Origin of the sequence: Photobacterium atrarenae, assembly GCF_024380015.1 — a bacterium.
GTDB lineage: Bacteria > Pseudomonadota > Gammaproteobacteria > Enterobacterales > Vibrionaceae > Photobacterium > Photobacterium atrarenae.
In genome coordinates this window covers 788,060-805,665 of sequence record NZ_CP101508.1, presented here as the reverse complement: position 1 = coordinate 805,665, position 17,606 = coordinate 788,060, and the positions used below count along the sequence as shown (strand labels likewise).

At 54.6% G+C, this 17,606-nt stretch carries 13 protein-coding genes; 7 read left to right on the top strand and 6 right to left on the bottom strand.

Translation table 11 applies throughout. The annotated features are described in order from the left end of the window. Positions 1–94: 94 nt before the first annotated feature. Complete coding sequence (sixA, locus tag NNL38_RS04050; RefSeq protein ID WP_255389741.1) at positions 95–568, bottom strand: phosphohistidine phosphatase SixA; 474 nt, start codon at positions 566–568, stop codon at positions 95–97. A gap of 356 nt (positions 569–924) precedes the next feature. Between sixA and NNL38_RS04045 the strand changes: the two genes are divergently transcribed. Together NNL38_RS04045 and NNL38_RS04040 are read left to right on the top strand one after the other, a co-directional pair. Then, the gene (locus tag NNL38_RS04045; protein WP_255389740.1) at positions 925–3,690 is read left to right on the top strand and encodes an insulinase family protein; all 2,766 of its coding nucleotides are present in this window, start codon (positions 925–927) and stop codon (positions 3,688–3,690) included. 106 nt (positions 3,691–3,796) lie between these two features. Beyond that, positions 3,797–4,138 carry a Fis family transcriptional regulator gene (locus NNL38_RS04040; RefSeq protein WP_255389739.1) on the top strand — a complete coding sequence of 114 codons (342 nt, stop codon included), beginning with the start codon at positions 3,797–3,799 and terminating at the stop codon, positions 4,136–4,138. Between the two features lie 106 nt (positions 4,139–4,244). Here the strand turns inward: NNL38_RS04040 and fadJ are convergent, their stop codons facing one another. Together fadJ and fadI are read right to left on the bottom strand one after the other, a co-directional pair. Then, complete coding sequence (gene fadJ, locus NNL38_RS04035; protein WP_255389738.1) at positions 4,245–6,356, bottom strand: fatty acid oxidation complex subunit alpha FadJ; 2,112 nt, start codon at positions 6,354–6,356, stop codon at positions 4,245–4,247. After that, a complete protein-coding gene (gene fadI / locus NNL38_RS04030) occupies positions 6,356–7,666 on the bottom strand; it encodes an acetyl-CoA C-acyltransferase FadI (RefSeq protein ID WP_255389737.1) in 1,311 nt (436 codons plus the stop codon). The genes fadJ and fadI overlap by 1 nt, the downstream gene beginning before the upstream one ends. A gap of 505 nt (positions 7,667–8,171) precedes the next feature. On the opposite strand from fadI, the gene NNL38_RS04025 reads away from it, so the two are divergent. The 5 genes from NNL38_RS04025 to NNL38_RS04005 all read left to right on the top strand — a co-directional run bounded on the left by NNL38_RS04025 (position 8,172) and on the right by NNL38_RS04005 (position 13,530). Next, entirely contained in the window at positions 8,172–8,744 is a 573-nt protein-coding gene (locus NNL38_RS04025; RefSeq protein ID WP_255389736.1) for a sigma-70 family RNA polymerase sigma factor, read from the top strand. After that, entirely contained in the window at positions 8,731–9,450 is a 720-nt protein-coding gene (locus tag NNL38_RS04020; RefSeq protein WP_255389735.1) for a DUF3379 domain-containing protein, read from the top strand. The genes NNL38_RS04025 and NNL38_RS04020 overlap by 14 nt, the downstream gene beginning before the upstream one ends. Before the next feature lie 278 nt (positions 9,451–9,728). Next, positions 9,729–10,964 (top strand): outer membrane protein transport protein, encoded by a 1,236-nt coding sequence (locus NNL38_RS04015; RefSeq protein WP_255389734.1) that lies wholly within the window; start codon positions 9,729–9,731, stop codon positions 10,962–10,964. Positions 10,965–11,306: 342 nt separating this feature from the next. After that, the gene (locus NNL38_RS04010) at positions 11,307–12,629 is read left to right on the top strand and encodes an outer membrane protein transport protein (RefSeq protein ID WP_255389733.1); all 1,323 of its coding nucleotides are present in this window, start codon (positions 11,307–11,309) and stop codon (positions 12,627–12,629) included. Positions 12,630–12,882: 253 nt separating this feature from the next. Further along, complete coding sequence (locus NNL38_RS04005; RefSeq protein ID WP_255389732.1) at positions 12,883–13,530, top strand: trimeric intracellular cation channel family protein; 648 nt, start codon at positions 12,883–12,885, stop codon at positions 13,528–13,530. 77 nt (positions 13,531–13,607) lie between these two features. Here NNL38_RS04005 and aroC read toward each other — a convergent pair whose 3' ends face one another. The 3 genes from aroC to NNL38_RS03990 form a co-directional block, all read right to left on the bottom strand. After that, complete coding sequence (gene aroC, locus NNL38_RS04000; RefSeq protein ID WP_255390556.1) at positions 13,608–14,693, bottom strand: chorismate synthase; 1,086 nt, start codon at positions 14,691–14,693, stop codon at positions 13,608–13,610. A 240-nt stretch (positions 14,694–14,933) separates the two neighbouring features. Next, positions 14,934–16,046 carry a 23S rRNA pseudouridine(2604) synthase RluF gene (gene rluF / locus NNL38_RS03995; protein WP_255389731.1) on the bottom strand — a complete coding sequence of 371 codons (1,113 nt, stop codon included), beginning with the start codon at positions 16,044–16,046 and terminating at the stop codon, positions 14,934–14,936. A gap of 205 nt (positions 16,047–16,251) precedes the next feature. Further along, positions 16,252–17,580, bottom strand: coding sequence for a transglycosylase SLT domain-containing protein (locus NNL38_RS03990; RefSeq protein WP_255389730.1), 1,329 nt, complete (start codon positions 17,578–17,580; stop codon positions 16,252–16,254). Positions 17,581–17,606 lie beyond the last annotated feature (26 nt).

The window sequence follows — 17,606 nt, the reverse complement described above, 5'->3', positions numbered from 1 at the left end:
CGCCAAACCATTCACCACGCCATAAAAAATAGCTATGGCTTTTATCGGCAGCCTGCCGGGTTTCCTTAACCCCGGTTGGCAATTTTTTCGCGCGTTATCCTTCCGGGTTGGCCTGCCATAAAAACTCGGCTATCTCCGCTTCCGGTTGATAGTCAATCGCCGCAATCGCGGAAGTACGGTACATCGGCGGCGGCAGATCCGGCACCAGCTCAGCGGCGAGGTAACCCACCAACGGCAAGTGCGACACGATCAGCACAGTTTGCGGCTGCTCGACGGTGATCACCGCTTTCAGATACGTCGCCACATCATCAGCCTGTCCGTATGGCGTGATGTCATCAACCGTCATCAACTTCTTCGGGGCAGGCAGGTGCTGCGCCATAGCTTGCCAGGTTTGCTGAGCGCGCAAATAGGGGCTCACCCAAACCAAATCCAACCGGTCGGACAACTGGCTGGCCAGTTGCAGCGCCATTTGCTCAGAGTGCTGTTGACCCCGTCCGGTTAACGGTCGCTCCGCATCCGTCGGCGCAAACGTCTCTGCTTCACCGTGACGCATAATATAAATTCGCATATTGCCTATCCAGTCACATTCACCCTATACCGATCCAGACCGTGGCAGTTGCTATCTCTTGCGCGGAGCACTTGCTCTTGCGGAGAAACAAATTCACTGCCATTGGGTTCTGGTGTAAACCGGGTCAAATTCACAATTGATGATGCCGCTATGCTAACAAGTCCTGCCGGTGCAAGATAGCCATACCGCCGTTTCTGTGACCGAAGCGTGACACAGCAAACGACCCGCCCGAAAGATCGCGAACCGGTGGGCGAAAACCATCCCGGACAAGGCTGCCGCCGCCTCGCGTACCGATTTGCCAGCCTTAGTAATGAGCGTCATAATTAGCTTAATTTACAAAAAAATAGGCGCTTCTCGTGCATATCAGTCCGAACGATCTCAAGCAGTACCGCTACCTGACCTTAGATAACCAACTCAAGGTACTTCTGGTACATGATGCGGAGGCCCCCCGCTCCGCAGCCGCGTTGTCTGTCAACGTCGGGCACTTTGATGATCCGATTGACCGTCAGGGCATGGCCCACTTTCTCGAGCACATGTTGTTTCTGGGCACAGAAAAATACCCTAAAGTGGGTGACTTCCAGACCTTTATCAACCGCAGCGGCGGCAGCAACAATGCCTGGACCGGGACAGAAAACACAACCTACTTTTTTGAAGTCAGCCCCCATGCCTATGACGAAGGGCTGGATCGCTTCGGCCAGTTTTTTACCGCCCCGCTGTTTAATGAAGAGGCGCTGGACAAAGAGCGCCAGGCCGTCGACTCAGAGTACAAACTGAAGATAAAAGATGATGTCCGCCGCCTGTATCAAGTGCACAAGGAAACCATCAACCCGGCGCACCCGTTTGCCAAATTTTCCGTCGGCGATCTGGGCACCCTGGAAGATCGCGAGGGGCACTCGATCCGAGATGAGCTGATTAATTTTTACCGCACCCACTACTCTGCAGAGCTGATGTGTCTGGTACTGCTGGGGCCGCAGTCTTTAGAGCAGCTGGAAAGCTATGCCCGGGCCTATTTTGACCATATCCCCAATACCGGCGTTGCCAAGCCGGCAATCGAGGAGCCGCTGCTCACCGCCAATGAGAGCGGCAAATTCATCGCCATTGAACCGATCAAGGAAGTGCGCAAACTCACCCTGTCCTTTACCATGCCCTCGGTTGATCAATACTATCGCCAGAAGCCCCTGTCTTACATCGCCCACTTGTTGGGGAACGAAGGTAGCGGCAGCCTGATGTCGGTGCTGAAAAGCCGAGGCCTGATCAATACCCTGGCAGCCGGGGGCGGCGTCAGCGGCAGCAACTTCCGCGAATTTACCGTCAGCCTCAACCTGACGCCGAAAGGGCTGAAGCACATCGATGAGATTGTCGCGACCGTATTCCAGTATATCGAGCTGATCAAGCGCGAGGGACTAGATGCCTGGCGCTACGAGGAGAAACGCTCCGTACTGGAAATGGCATTTCGCTACCAGGAAAAAAGCCGCCCGCTCGATACCGTCAGCTACCTGGTGATGAACCTGTTCCATTACACGCCGGAAGAAGTGATCTACGGCGATTACATGATGGCCGGCTATGATGAGCCGCTGATCCGCAAGTTGCTCAACTACTTTACGCCGGGCAACATGCGCCTGGTTCTGGTCGCTCAGGGGCAGGAATACAACCGGGTGGCGCAGTGGTACCACACACCATATGCCGTCAAGCCATTTAGTGAAGCACAGCTCAGCCGCTGGCAGCAACCGGGAGATGAGTCGGCACTGCAATTGCCCGAGCGCAACCCGTACCTCTGCGAGCAGCTGGACCCTTACCCGCTGACGGCGGAAGCCGAGCTACCACCACAACTGATCCAGGATCTGCCCGGCTTCCGCCTGTGGTATAAGCAAGAGCATGAATTCCGGGTACCGAAAGGGGTGGTCTATGTCGCCATCGACAGCCCCCATGCCGTCAGCTCGCCACGCAATATCGTCAAAACCCGGGTCTGCGTGGAAATGCTACTCGAAGCGATTAATGAGTCCGCCTATCCGGCGGAAATTGCCGGGATGTCCTACAACCTCTATGCCCACCAGGGCGGTGTGACCCTGCAACTGTCCGGCTTCAGTGAAAAACAGCCTCTGCTGATGCAGCTGTTGCTGGATCGGTTTGCCAACCGTTCCTTCGACCCGGATCGATTCGAGAACATCAAGGCACAAATGCTGCGCAACTGGCGCAACGCCGCCGAGGACAAACCGATCTCGCAGCTGTTTAACCAGCTGACCGGTCTGCTGCAGCCGAATAACCCACCGTTCCCGGTGCTGCTGGAGGCACTGGAATCCCTGACGGTGGATGAGCTGCCGGCATTTGTCGATGCCATGTTTGCCGAGTTGCACATCGACACCTTTGTCTACGGCAACTGGCGCAAAGAAGATGCCCTGGCGCTGGCTGAAACGCTGAAAGATGCCTTCCGGGTGACCGATCAGCTCTATGGCGAGTCCCAGCGACCACTGGTACGCCTCGGCCAGTCCGGTACCCTGCGCTACGAGGTCAGTTGCAACCATGCCGACTCAGCCATCCTGATGTATTATCAGTCACGCAAGCCGACACCGCGCAAAATTGCTCTCTATACTCTGGCCAACCATCTGATGTCGTCCACCTTCTTTCATGAATTGCGAACCCGGCAGCAACTGGGTTATATGGTCGGAACCGCCAATCTGCCACTCAACCGCCATCCGGGCCTGATCCTCTATATCCAGTCCCCGGTCGCATCACCGGCGCAGCTATCGGAGGCCATTGATGAGTTCACCAATGCTTTCGCCCTGGTGTTACTGGAACTCAACGAAGCCCAGTGGCAGGCCAGCAAACAAGGACTGCTGGCGCAGATCACCGAGCCGGACACCAACCTGCGCGCCCGGGCCCAACGTTACTGGATCAGTATCGGTAATAAAGATGAGCAATTTAACCAGCGCCAGAAGGTTGCTGAGGCCCTGCGTGCCCTGACCCGGGCCGACATGGTGCGCTTTGTGGTCGATATCATCAAACCACGCACCGCCAACCGGCTGATCATGCACTGCCAGGGCCAGGCGCACAGCAACTTAGAGCCGCTGATGATCGGCGAGTCGATCGAATCCGTCAGTGAGTTTCAGAAAAAAGCCCGCTGAGCGGGCTGTCCACCCGGCCGACACATGCTTCGGACCAGGCCCAACAATCGTCCGGCATGCGTTCCGTGCGGGAGAACCACCGCTTCAACCCTAGAAAAGGTCATTTGTGCGAAAACAAGATAAAAAGACAGACAATCAGCTCAGGGCCGTGCTGACCGAGGTGTGTGATTTTGCGCTGGACACCTGCGAAGGTTTTCAGTGGCTGACCCACGTGGTGAATTATGCCAATTTTCCGGGCAGCTTAAAAATCGTGTGCGTGTTCGAAACCAATGAACAGCTCGCCAACTTCACCGCCAGTGCAGCGCAGGCGCAGTTGAACGCCCTCATTCAGGCCCGGCTCAATGCGATGGGGCTCCAGCTCAAATCAATCACCCGGCATGTCATTTATGACAGTGAGGAAAATTGCAAGCAACAGCATCAGGGAAACTGGGCCAAACGGCTGAGTTGAAGCCCGCTCAACCCAAGTGAACTTCCCTGGCGTCTTGATTTCCAGAGGCCAAAAAAACGGCCTGCAATGCAGGCCGTGTTGTTGAGGTCGCTTAAGGTCAAAAACGTTAAGAATAAAAACGCTGGTTTTCTTGTGCCATGGCAACCAGCTTGTCGCACGGCTTGAAGCGCTCACCATATTTATTGGCGTATTCGTTGAGCAGATCCACCACCCGACCTGCACCGAGCTGATCCATATAACGGAACGGGCCACCCAGGAACGGCGGGAAACCAATCCCGAAAATCGCCCCGATATCCCCGTCGCGCGGTGAGCGGATCACCCCTTCATCCAGACAACGGGCGGCTTCGTTGAGCATCATCAGGGTACAGCGAATCGCAATGGTCTCGGCGTCGGCTTTTTTCTCCGGCTGCAGATTCAGCAGCTTATACACGCTCTTATCGACCGACTTTTTCTTGCTGTTATACAGATAGAAGCCCTTGCCGCTCTTGCGCCCTTTGCGGCCGTCATTGAGCAGGGTCTCGAACACATCCGGCCCCTGGAAGCGATCGCCCAGTTCATTGACCAGGATCGGCATAATTTTCGCACCGATGTCCACACCCACCTCATCCAGCAGGGTGATCGGGCCGACCGGGAAACCGAAGTCGAGCAGCGCCTGATCCAAGTGCTCAATCGGCTCACCGCCAAGCAGGACATTGGCCGCTTCGTTCATGTAAGGTGCCAGGATCCGGTTGACGTAGAACCCGGCCTTGTCGCCGACCACAATCGGGGTTTTGCCCTGCTTCTTGGCCAAAGCGACCACAGTCGCGACCGTCTCCGGCGACGTGCCGGCATGGGGGATCACTTCCACCAGCGGCATTTTCTCAACCGGGCTGAAATAGTGCAGCCCGACGACTTGTTCCGGACGCTCCGCCGCTTCAGCGATCTGGTGGATCGGCAACGAGGACGTATTGGTCGCAAAAATGGTCTCCGGTTTAGCGTGCTGCTCAACCTCACGCACCATCTGGTGTTTGAGTTTCAGATCTTCAAACACCGCTTCAACCACCACATCGATATGGTTGAACCCGGTGTAATCCGTGCCGCCGGTGATCGACAGCATCTGCTTTTGCAATTCCGCCTTGCTGATAATGCGGCGTTTGCGTTTCTTATCCAGCAGCTTGTAATTGTAAGCCATCGCATTGAGCAGGCCGTCGTTGGCGATATCTTTGATCCGCACCGGATAACCGGCCTTCACTGCCGTGACATGGCTGATCCCGCCGCCCATCAGGCCGCCGCCCAGCACGCCGACACGGCGGACCGCGCCCGGCTCAGCCTCGGCACCGGTCTCTTTCTTCATCGCCGTAGTGGCGAAGAAGATGCTACGCAGGGCCGCCGATTCCGGCGTCATGACCAGCTCGCCGAAGCGCTTGGCTTCCAGACGCAGGCCTTTGTCCAGCCCCGATTGCAAACCGTACTTGATGACTTCCAGAATTGCATCTGCCGCCGGGTAGTTGCCGCGGGTCTTCTCGCGGGTTTTCTTCGCCGCCTGATCAAACACCAGCGAGCGACCCAGCGCATTGCCGCCCAGTGCCCACTCCTGGAAGGTGTGCTTGCGTGTCGGTTTCGGCTTCAGCGCTTGCTTTTCAGCAATCTCAAGCAGGATACTCTGCGGTACGGATTCATCAACCACACCCAGCTTTTTCGCCTTTTTCGCACGCAGCTGCTTGCCGGTCAGGATCATGTCCAGTGCATTGGCCACGCCAATCAAACGCGGCAGACGCTGGGTGCCACCCGAGCCCGGCAGCAGGCCCAGCTGGACCTCCGGCAGACCCAGGCGGGTTTTGTCATCATCCGAGCACACCCGGCTGTGACAGGCCAGCGCCAGCTCCAGGCCGCCGCCCAGACACGGGCCATGGATCGCCGCGACCACGTGAAACGGCAGCGACTCCAGTGCGTCAAACAGCTCCTGTCCTTTGGTGGCCAGCTGCTCAGCTTCTTCAGCCGTGGTACAGGCATCCAGCATGCGGATATCGGCACCGGCAATAAAGTTATCCGGTTTACCGGAATAGACCACCAGGCCCTTGACGTCCGTCTTGGTTTTCAGCTCAGCCAGCACTTCGGAGACCTGCTCAACAAAGGCTGACTGCAAGGTATTCATTTTCTCTTCCGGCACATCGACCTTCAGCCAGGCGACACCGTTGTCAGCGTAAGATAAAGAAAATGCGGATACGTGTTCGGTCATTATTCTGCCTCCAGGATCATTGCAGCGCCTAAGCCCCCGGCTGCACAAGCGGTGTTCAGCGCGAAACCGCCGCCACGGCGTTGCAGCTCACGTAAGGTTTGGGTGATCATTCGCGCGCCGGTTGCCGCAAACGGGTGACCGTAGGCAATCGAGCCGCCCAGAACATTGAACTTGTCCATATCAATCTCACCAATCGCCTGGCTACGGCCCAGTTTCTCTTCGGCAAATTTCTTCGAGCCGAACATCTTCACGTTGGCCAGGGTCTGCGCCGCAAAGGCTTCGTGCATATCGATCAGAGTCAGATCCGACAGGCTCAGGCCCGCGCGATCCAGCGCTAATGGCGTGGCATACGATGGCCCCATCAGCATGTCCTGCTCGACGCCAATCGCCGCAAAAGCATAAGAGCGAATGTAGCCGAGCGGCTTGAGGCCCAGCTCTTTGGCCCGGCCCTCGCGCATCAGCATAATCGCCGCCGCGCCATCAGTCAGCGGGGTGGCATTCGCCGCGGTGACCGAACCGAACTTGCGATCAAAGGCCGGACGCAGCTTGGCATAGGATTCCAGGCTGGAGTTTTCCCGAATATTGTTGTCTTTATCGATCCACTGCCGATATGGCTCCGGGAACGCGGTGATCACTTCATCACGGATCAGGCCGTCGTTCCAGGCTTGTGCGGCCAGCGTGTGCGAGCGGTGGGCCAGCACATCCTGCTCCTGGCGGGTGATGCCGTGGCTCTTGGCCATTTGCTCGGCCGTCTGCCCCATGCTCAGACCCGTCGAATATTCCGCCACTGCCGGCGGCACCGGCATTAGATCTTTCATGCTCAGTTGGCTGAGCAGCTTGAGGCGCTTACCCATCGTCTTGGCCTTACTCAGGGCCAGCAAGGTGGCAGCGAGCTTTTTCGACACCCCAATCGGCAGGACAGACGAGGAGTCCGCGCCGCCGGCGATCCCGATATCAATCGTGCCGGAGATAATACTCTCGGCCACATTGGCCGCCGCCTGAAAACTGGTGGCACAGGCGCGGGTGACACTGTAGGCATCGGTGCCGATGTTCATCCCGGTGCCCAGCACAATTTCGCGGGCAATGTTCGGCGCTTCCGGCATCTGTACCACCTGGCCGAATACCACCTGCTCAATCAGCTTCGGGTCAAAATCCATTTGTTGCAGCATTTCATTGACGACCATTTTCCCCATATCCAGGGCTGGGACGCCGTTAAAAGCCGTGGCCTGGCGGGCGAACGGGGTTCGTAACCCGCTGACGACGGCGATGCGCTCACCCTGTCGTGTGGTGAGATTCTGGAGACGTGTCATCGCTACTCCTTTTGATGATTTCAGGGGCACTCAATGTGCCATAACTAGAGGTCAGACCACACCAATTGTAATCAACTTGTTATTTATTTCAAACAATCGTTTTAAGTTTTGTGGGCGAGGCAAGGTTCGGTGGTGGACAGGCAAAAAAAAACCATACCGTTATGGTATGGTTATAATTACACAGAAATTCATCCGTGTAGGGTATAAGTCAATTAACGTAAAGCCAATTGCAAATCAGGCATAACCTGATAGGAGAAAGTAAAGTCAGCCTTCAAAAGGAAGTTGTCATCTTGCTCAACAGACAGTAATCACGACTCACAGACCAAGACTAAGCTTCAGCACCGTAACGCATGCTTACCATCAGATGACGTGAACTACTATAACTTTCCTGTGTCGATACAAATTGAACCAGATCAATTTTAAGGCTGATAATCCGATGATTCCCGATCACACGTATAACGAGAAAAACAATGCTCACCCGTGATAGTTTTTGATAGGCATAACTATGATTAAGCAATTTTTCCGAAAGAAAAACGCGGATGCCTCGGTCTCTGTAGACATGAATAAACAAAGACGCTATGAAGCCCTGGTCAGGGCCTGGCATCGAGACTTGTATCGCTACGCCTACTGGTTGTGCCATGATCCCCACATTGCGGAAGATCTGGTCCAAGAAACCTGTTTAAGGGCCTGGCGTTCGCTCGATAGCCTCCATGATGATAAAGCAGCGAAGTCCTGGTTAATCACAATTTTACGCAGGGAAAATGCGAGACGATTTGAACGCAAGCAGCTGGATCTCGTCGATATCGATGATTATGCTGTCGCGGACACCAAGCACCAGGGCGCCGATATGGATGCCGAGCAACAGCTCCTGCACCGGGAGATCATGAAGCTGGCGCCTGAGTATCGCGAGCCGTTGGTCTTGCAGGTGATGGCGGGGTTTAGCGGCGATGAGATTGCCGACATCCTCGACCTGAATCGCAACACCGTGATGACACGCTTGTTCCGAGCCAGGAATCAGTTAAAAGAGCAAATTGAAAAATTATCCGAGCGGAGGGGTCAACACAATGGACGATCTTGAATTCCGTCGTCGTCTCCTGGCCGATCCGAATGACAACAGCCAGGAAATGCTTGCAGCCAAGAACGCCTCATCAGCCAATCGTCAGCTTGCTGATGAACTGCTGCAATTAGATGCCAAACTAGACAGTATTTTGAAAGTGGATGTCCCGGACGATCTGGCGGATCGGATTTTGTTCCACCAGTCAGGCCAGCCGGAAAATAACCGCAGCAAGATACGCTTTCATTTGGCGATTGCCGCATCGATTGCATTTGTCTTTGGGTTATTTCTCGGCCAGTTTAATACCCAGCTGTTTCCGGCCAATGCCCATGACACCAGTGCCATTGCCCAGGTCGCGCTCAAGCACGTTTATGATGAAGCACCGTTTGTCGAGCATGTAGACGAATCCGTCTCCCTGCAACAGGTCAATGCCAAACTGACTCCGTTTGGCTCGAAACTGAACGCACTTGGCGGGCATGTCTACTATGTCAACCATTGTGCTTTTGGCGAAAAAAATGCCCTGCATATGGTCATGGCCGGCCAGGGCGGCAAAGTGACTGTGTTTGTGGTGCCGGAGAAAACCCCGGCGATGTCCTCATTTACCGATCAGCAGTTGCAAGGGGTGGTGATGCCGTTGCAGGAAACCAGCCTGATTGTCATCGGCGACAAGGGTCAGGACGTAATGCCCATTGCCGAACGGTTAAAATCCGACCTCCAGCAAAAAATCTAACAAACTCAGTAACATTTTCGGCGGGAAACGGCAAAGATCGATGCCAGTTCCCGCCTGATTGTCACAATTACATACATATCAACAAGTTAACATTTAACGCTAGTCCCTCTGCTCGCTCCCGCACTTCTTCCAAGCTGCACTTTTCGTTGGATATGACTGAATTTTATCAAATTAATGAACTGGTCAGATTTGCTCCCTTCACCTCCCCCCATACAATCTCGCGCACTCTGCCGTAAGTTGCAGAAAATAACGATAATATGTTTGGAAAAACAACAAATATGAATAAGAAGCGTCTGTTTACAAAATCTGTGGTGGCCGTGGCGGTTGCCGTCTCATCACAGCAAGCTCTCGCAGCGGGCTTTCAGCTCAATGCCCAATCAGCAACCGGCCTGGGCCGAGCCTTTGCCGGTGATGCCGTGATTGCAGACAATGCATCCGCCATGGCCCGCAATGCTGCCGCCATGTCGCTGTTTGATGCCCCGGCGCTGTCGCTGGGTATCAATGCCATTGATACCGATATTGAGGTAAAGAACACCACATATAGCAAAATCCTCCCACTGGGCGACGAGCAAGTCGGCGATACCTCCTATGTGCCGAACATCTACTATATCCACCCAATCAATGACAACTGGACCGTTGGTACAGGCTTGTACTCCAACTTCGGCACCAAGACGGAATTTAGCGACAGTTTTGCGGGGAACGAATTTGGTGGCCTGACGGATGTGAAAAGCTTGAACCTAGCCCTGGGCACGTCTTACCGCATCAACCAAGCCTGGAGTGTTGGTGCCGGCCTGGATGTGATCTATGGCGAAGGGAAGCTCAAGCGCAGCAACAAAATGCTGGAAGCGGGCATTGCCGCTCAAACCGGTGTTCAGGGCCCGCTCGTCGATATTGATGCGGACGGATTTGCACTGGGTTGGAACGTCGGTACAGTTTATGAGTACAATGACAACAACCGCTTCGGCCTGTCCTACCGTTACAGCCCGGATCTGGAAGCAAAAGGCGATATGCAATACCAACTTGGCGGTGGTGACATCAGCCATGAAAAGCTGATCATGCCGCTGCCTGATATGGCCGAGTTCTCAGGCTTCCACAAACTCAATGCACAATTTGCTGTTCACTACAGCGTACAGTGGATCAACTGGAGCGAGTTTGACCAACTGGAAACAACCGGCAAGAAAGTCCTGAACCGCTATGAGTGGCAGGATGGCTGGCACTACGCGCTGGGCGGAACGTACTACCTGAACCAAGACTGGACCCTGCGTGCCGGTTATATGTATGACACCAGTGCCCAGGATCAACTGACGTCGATTTCGGTTCCGGATTCAGATCGCCAGTGGCTCTCCGGCGGCTTTACCTACCACCTGGATGCCAAGTCCAACATTGATGTGGGTGTCACTTATCTGATGGGTAAAGATGTAGAAGTGGTTGAAGCCAACGACTTCACTTCCGTGAACGCCACAACCCGTGCCAACGCCCTGCTGTACGGGGTTCAGTACAGCCGTTCGTTCTAATTCAGCGAACAAATTTACCGGACCATTAGAAGGGAGCATTAAGCTCCCTTTTTCTTTTTTCAAGTAACTTATTGATCAAAAAAGCCAACTTGATCGTTCCAGTAACATCAGCCTAATTTCAGTGAACACGGCGTCGCTGAAACCTGCCAATACCTGCACAGTTGTTCGCTGAAACCACATCCGACCAGATAGTAAAGATTACTTTATACCAGATAAATAACCAAAAAAGACAACAATGACAGAAATTCAATCCAAAAATAAATTGGTTCACAAGAAATACTTAAAGTGATTACTCTATTTTGTATGATCTCCACTATCAAATTTCAGCGAACATTCAGATTGATGAACAAAAACAGAATTACCCTTTCTTTAGCCGCTGCGCTGGCCCTGGGCTTTAGCGCCAATACCACTGCTGCCGGATTCCAGCTGGCCGAATACTCCGCCACCGGCCTGGGCCGCGCGTTTGCCGGTGAGGCCGCTATGGCCGACAACGCCAGTGCACAATTTCGCAACCCGGCATTGCTGACTTATCTGAAAGGCACCCAAATCTCTGCCGGTGCGATTTACGTCAATCCAAATGTCGATATCAAAGGCTCAGCGACACCACACGCGGCGAACGGCAACCTGACCGGCGACTCAGTCGAAAGCAACGCTGATGATATCGCCCATGGTGCGGTGATCCCGAATTTCTACCTGAGCCATCAGATAAATGACACGTGGGCAGCCGGCCTGGCACTGGCCACCAACTACGGCATGGAAACCGAGCTGTCGGGTGATTTCAAAGGCACCCAGTTCGGCAACGAAGCCATGGTGAAAACGGTCGAGATCAACCCGAATCTGGCCTACAAGGTGAACAACCAATGGCACATCGGCGGCGGCGTGCGCTATGTGCTGGGTGAAGGCCACTTCGGAGCCGTCAGCTCGGCTGATACCTATAACCAGAATCGTGAACTCGTGCTGAAAAAAGGCGCTACCCTGAAGTATATGGAGGGGGATGACACTGCCTGGGGCTGGCAACTGGGAACCGTGTGGCAAATCAATGACGCCCACCGCATCGGCTTCAACTACCGCTCAAAAGTGGACTTTAGCCTGGAAGGTCATGCTGAAGGCGCAGCCTTCCGCCTGATGCCGGATCAACAGCTACCAGGCAGCATGGACCTGTCATTGCCGGCAACTGCTGAACTGGCCAGTCACCACCAGCTAAGTGACAAACTGGCCGTTCACGCCAGCCTGAACTGGACTGACTGGAGCAGCTTTAAAAAGCTTGCCGCCGACATCAACACCATAGGTACGGTGGATATTAAGGAAGAAAACTGGGAAGACAACTACCGCCTGGCGTTAGGAACGACTTACCAGCTCAACAATAAAACCGTCCTGCGCGGCGGCGTGGCTTATGACACCTCAGCAGTCAACGACACCAACCGCACCCTGACAATTCCGGAAACAGATCGCCTGTGGCTGAGCACCGGTGTGGGCTACCGTTGGTCTGAGCGCCTGACCATGGATGCCGGCTTTACTTATATCTTTGCAGAAGAAGCACCGGTCAACGAGCCGCGCAACGGGATTGCCTCGGATCAATCTTCGGTGCCATTCGGCGGGACTTACCAGGGAGAAATCCAGGGCAACATCTGGTTGGTTGGGGTTCAGGCCAACTACCGTTTCTAACCTGTTGTTAACGTGCGCCAGCGACGGCACCTGGCGCAATGACGACCAAAGTGGGCATAAACACAGCGCCCGCTTTGTTTTTTAGCCATTTTTCCCGCTTTCTGCCCCGCTAGTTCGGATATCTGCGTCACTTCCGTGACAAAAACATGAATCCAATTCATCCACTTTCGTAAACCTTTCATTCGACGTCACATATTTAGCTCAATACAATCGAATTCCGTTTGGCATTCTCTCTATTTCATCAATTTATCTCATGCTATTAACAATACTCTATCTCATCGGCATTACCGCAGAAGCCATGACCGGCGCCCTGGCTGCCGGTAAACGTCATATGGACTGGTTCGGCGTGATGCTGGTCGCCAGCGCCACCGCGATTGGTGGCGGAACCGTTCGAGATATCCTGCTGGGTCACTACCCGCTTGGCTGGGTAGAAAACCCGCATTACCTGGCCATTACCTGCCTGGCCGGATTGCTGACCACCCTGATCGCACCGCAGGTGGTGCGTTTTCACAAGGTATTTGTCCTGCTCGACTCGCTGGGGTTAATTGTGTTTAGCATTATCGGCTGCCGGGTAGCGATGGACATGGGGCTCTCGCCGCTGATCTGTCTGGTTGCCGCCGTGGTCACCGGGGTCTTTGGCGGTCTGCTACGGGATCTGATCTGCCGCCGACCGCCAATGGTACTGCATAAGGAACTATACGCCTCAGTCGCTTTTCTGGCTGGCGGCATGTACTACATCCTGATGTTTGTTGCCGTACCTGAGCTGATTGCCACCGTGGCCACCCTGGTACTGGGGTTTGTGATCCGCATGGCTGCGGTCCAGTTTGGCTGGCGCCTGCCGGTATTCCGCCTGGAAGACACAGAAACCGTGGCCGCAAAAGCAACTGAAAGCCAGGGGTGATCATCAGAGAACAACAAATAAAACGCGAGGTGCCGGGCACCTCGCGTTTTATTTTAAACATGGTTCCGATGAACGGTTTAAATCTTCGGCGTCTCAGTTGCCACACCGCTGTTCTGGCCACGATGGCGCAGCAAATGATCCATCAGGGTGATCGCCAGCATGGCTTCGGCAATCGGCACTGCGCGGATCCCGACACAAGGATCGTGGCGGCCCTTGGTGACCACTTCCACAGTCTCGCCCTGGCGATTAATCGACTCCCCCGGCACCGTAATGCTAGAGGTTGGCTTCAGCGCCAGGTGGGCAACAATATCCTGACCGGACGAAATCCCGCCCAGCACCCCACCGGCATGGTTGGTCTTAAAACCTTCCGGGGTCATTTCGTCACGATGCTCGCTGCCGCGCTGCTGCACGACGTCAAAGCCATCGCCAATCTCAACCCCTTTCACCGCATTAATGCTCATCAGCGAATGGGCAATATCCGCATCCAGGCGATCGAACACCGGCTCGCCAAGACCGACCGGCACATGGCGGGCGACGACAGTTAGCTTAGCGCCAATCGAGTCCCCTTCTTTTTTCAACTTACGGATCAGCTCATCCAGCGCATCGACTTTCGAGGCATCAGGACAGAAGAAAGCGTTCTGTTCAATCTGGCTCCAGTCCACCTGATCAATCTTGACGTCTCCCATTTGCGAGAGATACGCCTGAATTTCAATCCCGTGTACCTGCTTGAGGTATTTTTTCGCCACCGCACCGGCCGCAACCCGCATGGCGGTTTCCCGCGCCGATGAACGACCGCCGCCACGGTAATCACGTACGCCGTACTTCTGGTGATAGGTGTAATCGGCATGCCCCGGGCGGAAGGTATCCTTGATGTTGGAGTAATCTTTGGAGCGCTGGTCGGTATTTTCAATCAGCAAGCCGATCGAGGTGCCGGTGGTCTGCCCTTCAAACACCCCGGACAGAATTTTAACCTCATCCGGCTCGCGACGCTGGGTAGTATACTTGGACGTGCCCGGGCGACGACGATCCAGATCATGCTGCATGTCCGCTTCTGTCAACGCCAGTCCCGGCGGACAACCATCAATAATACAGCCCAGTGCCAGGCCGTGGCTCTCACCAAAGGTGGTGACGCGAAAAAGTTGTCCAATCGTATTGCCTGCCATGACTTCCTCTGTGTAATGCCGATCCCCGTATCCCGGCTCAACCTGTTCTGAGCGGGCTTTGATCGCAGAAAATAGTGAATGAATACATAGTGCAAATTCATCCACCTGAATGCAAGACGCAATTGACGGAATATTCATGCCTTTCGCGCTTAGCAATAAATTACACGAAAAAGCCCCATCACCACGGAGGGCAATGGGGCTGCGCTGGTCAGTAAAGTTAAAACCGCGTCAACGAATCGCTTAGGACTCTTTCTTTGACTTCCACTTCTTGATCCCGCCGGAAGCGCCTTGCGGGCGACGAGACTGACCGTCGCTATCTCGACCAGTTTTATGATGCCCTGGCTGCTTGCCCCGGTTCGGACGATTGTGCGCACGATTGTCGTCACGGCTGCCGTTGCGAGCTCCGCTACGAGCACCACCGCGCTCATCATGATCGCCGCTACGGCGCTGACGGTAAAACTCACCTTTACCCTTGTAGGTTTTGTAGGTCTTTTTACCGTCCTGGCGCTGGCTGTCCTGCTGGCGACTGTCAAACAGCTTGGCATCAGTCGCTTTTTGAATCGCACCGCCCTGACCATCGACCTGGGACGCTTCTTCCGTGCCGCTCGAGTCTGCAATCAGGCGATGGATCTCCGCCACTTCATCCTCACTCAGGTAGCGCCATTTCCCGTTCGGCAGGCCATCAATGCTGATGTTCATGATCCGCACCCGGCGCAGCTTAAACACGTCATACCCCAGCGCTTCACACATCCGGCGGATCTGGCGGTTCAGCCCCTGAGTCAGCACAATCCGGAACGAATACGTGGTTTCCTTGGTCACTTGACACGGCAAAGTCACGGTATCGAGGATCTCCACCCCGGAAGCCATTTTATCGAGGAAAGCCTGGGTGATCGGCTTGTCGACCCGCACCACGTATTCCTTCTCGTGCGAGTTCCCGGCCCGGAGAATTTTATTAACGATATCTCCATCATTAGTCAGGAAGATCAGGCCGTCTGACGGCTTATCCAACCGGCCAATCGGGAAAATCCGCTTGCGGTGGCCGATAAAGTCGATGATATTATCTTTGACATGGCGCTCGGTGGTACAGGTGATCCCGGTCGGTTTATTCAGCGCGATATAAATCGGCTTTTCCTTCGTGCGCAACGGCTTGTCATCGACCAGGACTTCATCGCCCGGCTGCACTTTCGTGCCCATTTCCGGCACCTGGCCATTGATGGTGACCCGTCCCTGATCAATCAGCTTGTCCGCCTCCCGGCGTGAGCAAAAGCCTGAATCACTGATGAATTTGTTTAAACGCACTGCCCCTGCCTGAGCGGCAGCATTTGCAGTTGGGTGAGGCTGATTTTGAGACATGAGGTTCTTCTACACTAAGCGTTTCGCAACGCGATCAAGGTTCGTTTTCACGGATGTAACGCGTATTTTACCAACACCGGGCCGGGTTGGGAAAGCAAAAGGAAAAGAGAATATCAACCGCAATGAGAGCAGGACGGGCAAGACCGGAAACGCACAGTGCCACCGGATGGTGGCACTGTGAACAAGCCGGCCTTCAATCGCGCGATTAAGCGCTGTGCTGCTCGTACAGCGAAATCCGGCTGGTGACCTTCTTCAGGTAGTTTTTGGTTTCATCATAAGGCAAATCAGCCATCAGCTTATCGTAGACCTGCTGTGGCGTCAGGCGATTGATGAGCTTGGCGGCTTTGCGGATATTGCGCGATCCGTCCGGGTTGAACGCTTTAGCCACGTTCCCGGCCCCGGTGTTATACGCAGCAATAGTGCAGTAAAGACGGCTCTGCTCATTGGTGATAGATTTGAGATAACTCTTATCCAGAATATTGAGGTAGGCTGTGCCTGTTTCCACATTCACACCGGCGATGTACAACTCCGCAGGCTTCATCGGCTCATTTTTCTGACGAATGCGGGCATTAACATCATGACCGGCAGTGGTCGGGACAATCTGCATCAGGCCATACGCCGGGATCGGCGACTTGGCTTTGGGGTTGAAGCTCGACTCGGAGTGCATAATCGCCATCACCAGGGCCGCCGGAATATCAAAGCGCTCACTCTCGGCCTCAGCGAAACCGACATATTTGGCGGCACGCTTGCCAATACCGTTCGCCGGTAACTGGATCCGGTACTCCACGACTTTCTTGGTGGTTAGCGACGCTGCTTTCTCCCGGGCCTCATCATAGGTGGCTTCGAGGCTCGCCAGGCGTGCTTTGGTCTCTTCAACCAGTTGCTCTTTCTGCTTCACGGCCACTGACTCGGCGATCTCCGGTCGCATCCCCGGCATTTTGGCGACCACAGCTTCAGACTCTTTATCGATCTCCTGTAACTGAGCTCGGGCTTGTTCGATCACAGCCTTCTTCGCCGACTTTTCCGCAGCTTCAGAATAATCAACCGCCGCTTCAGCAATTTTGCCATTCGGCAGCTGACCCGGCTCAGCGACAACTTCTGCTAGCGTCGAGCCGGTTTTCGCCACAACCGCAGCCGCAGCCTGCTTCACCTGTTCAGCCGCTTGTTCCGGTGTGGTATTCTGATCCACCAGAACCGAAATCGTAGCTTCATTGTTCTCCAGATCAACGACAGTCCGGGTGCTTTTATCATCGCTATAGTCCACAGTGACCAGCGGCTCGGAGAGCAACCCCTCTCCCCATTCGGCAATCACTTCTGCCCGGTAGGCATCATATTCGGCCAGGTACGCTTTGCGCCACAGGGAATATTCAGCCAGGCGTTCCGCGACAAACTGTGCATATTCTTTATCGATCTCAGCTTGAGACTTATTCACTTCCGCGACAGAAGAACTCAGCTCGGCAAACGGATCATTATTGGCTTGCAACGGGGCAGCAAGCAGCAAGGCACAACAACAGGCTAATCGTGATAGCTTCATCCATTATTCCTTTTCTCAAATAAAAA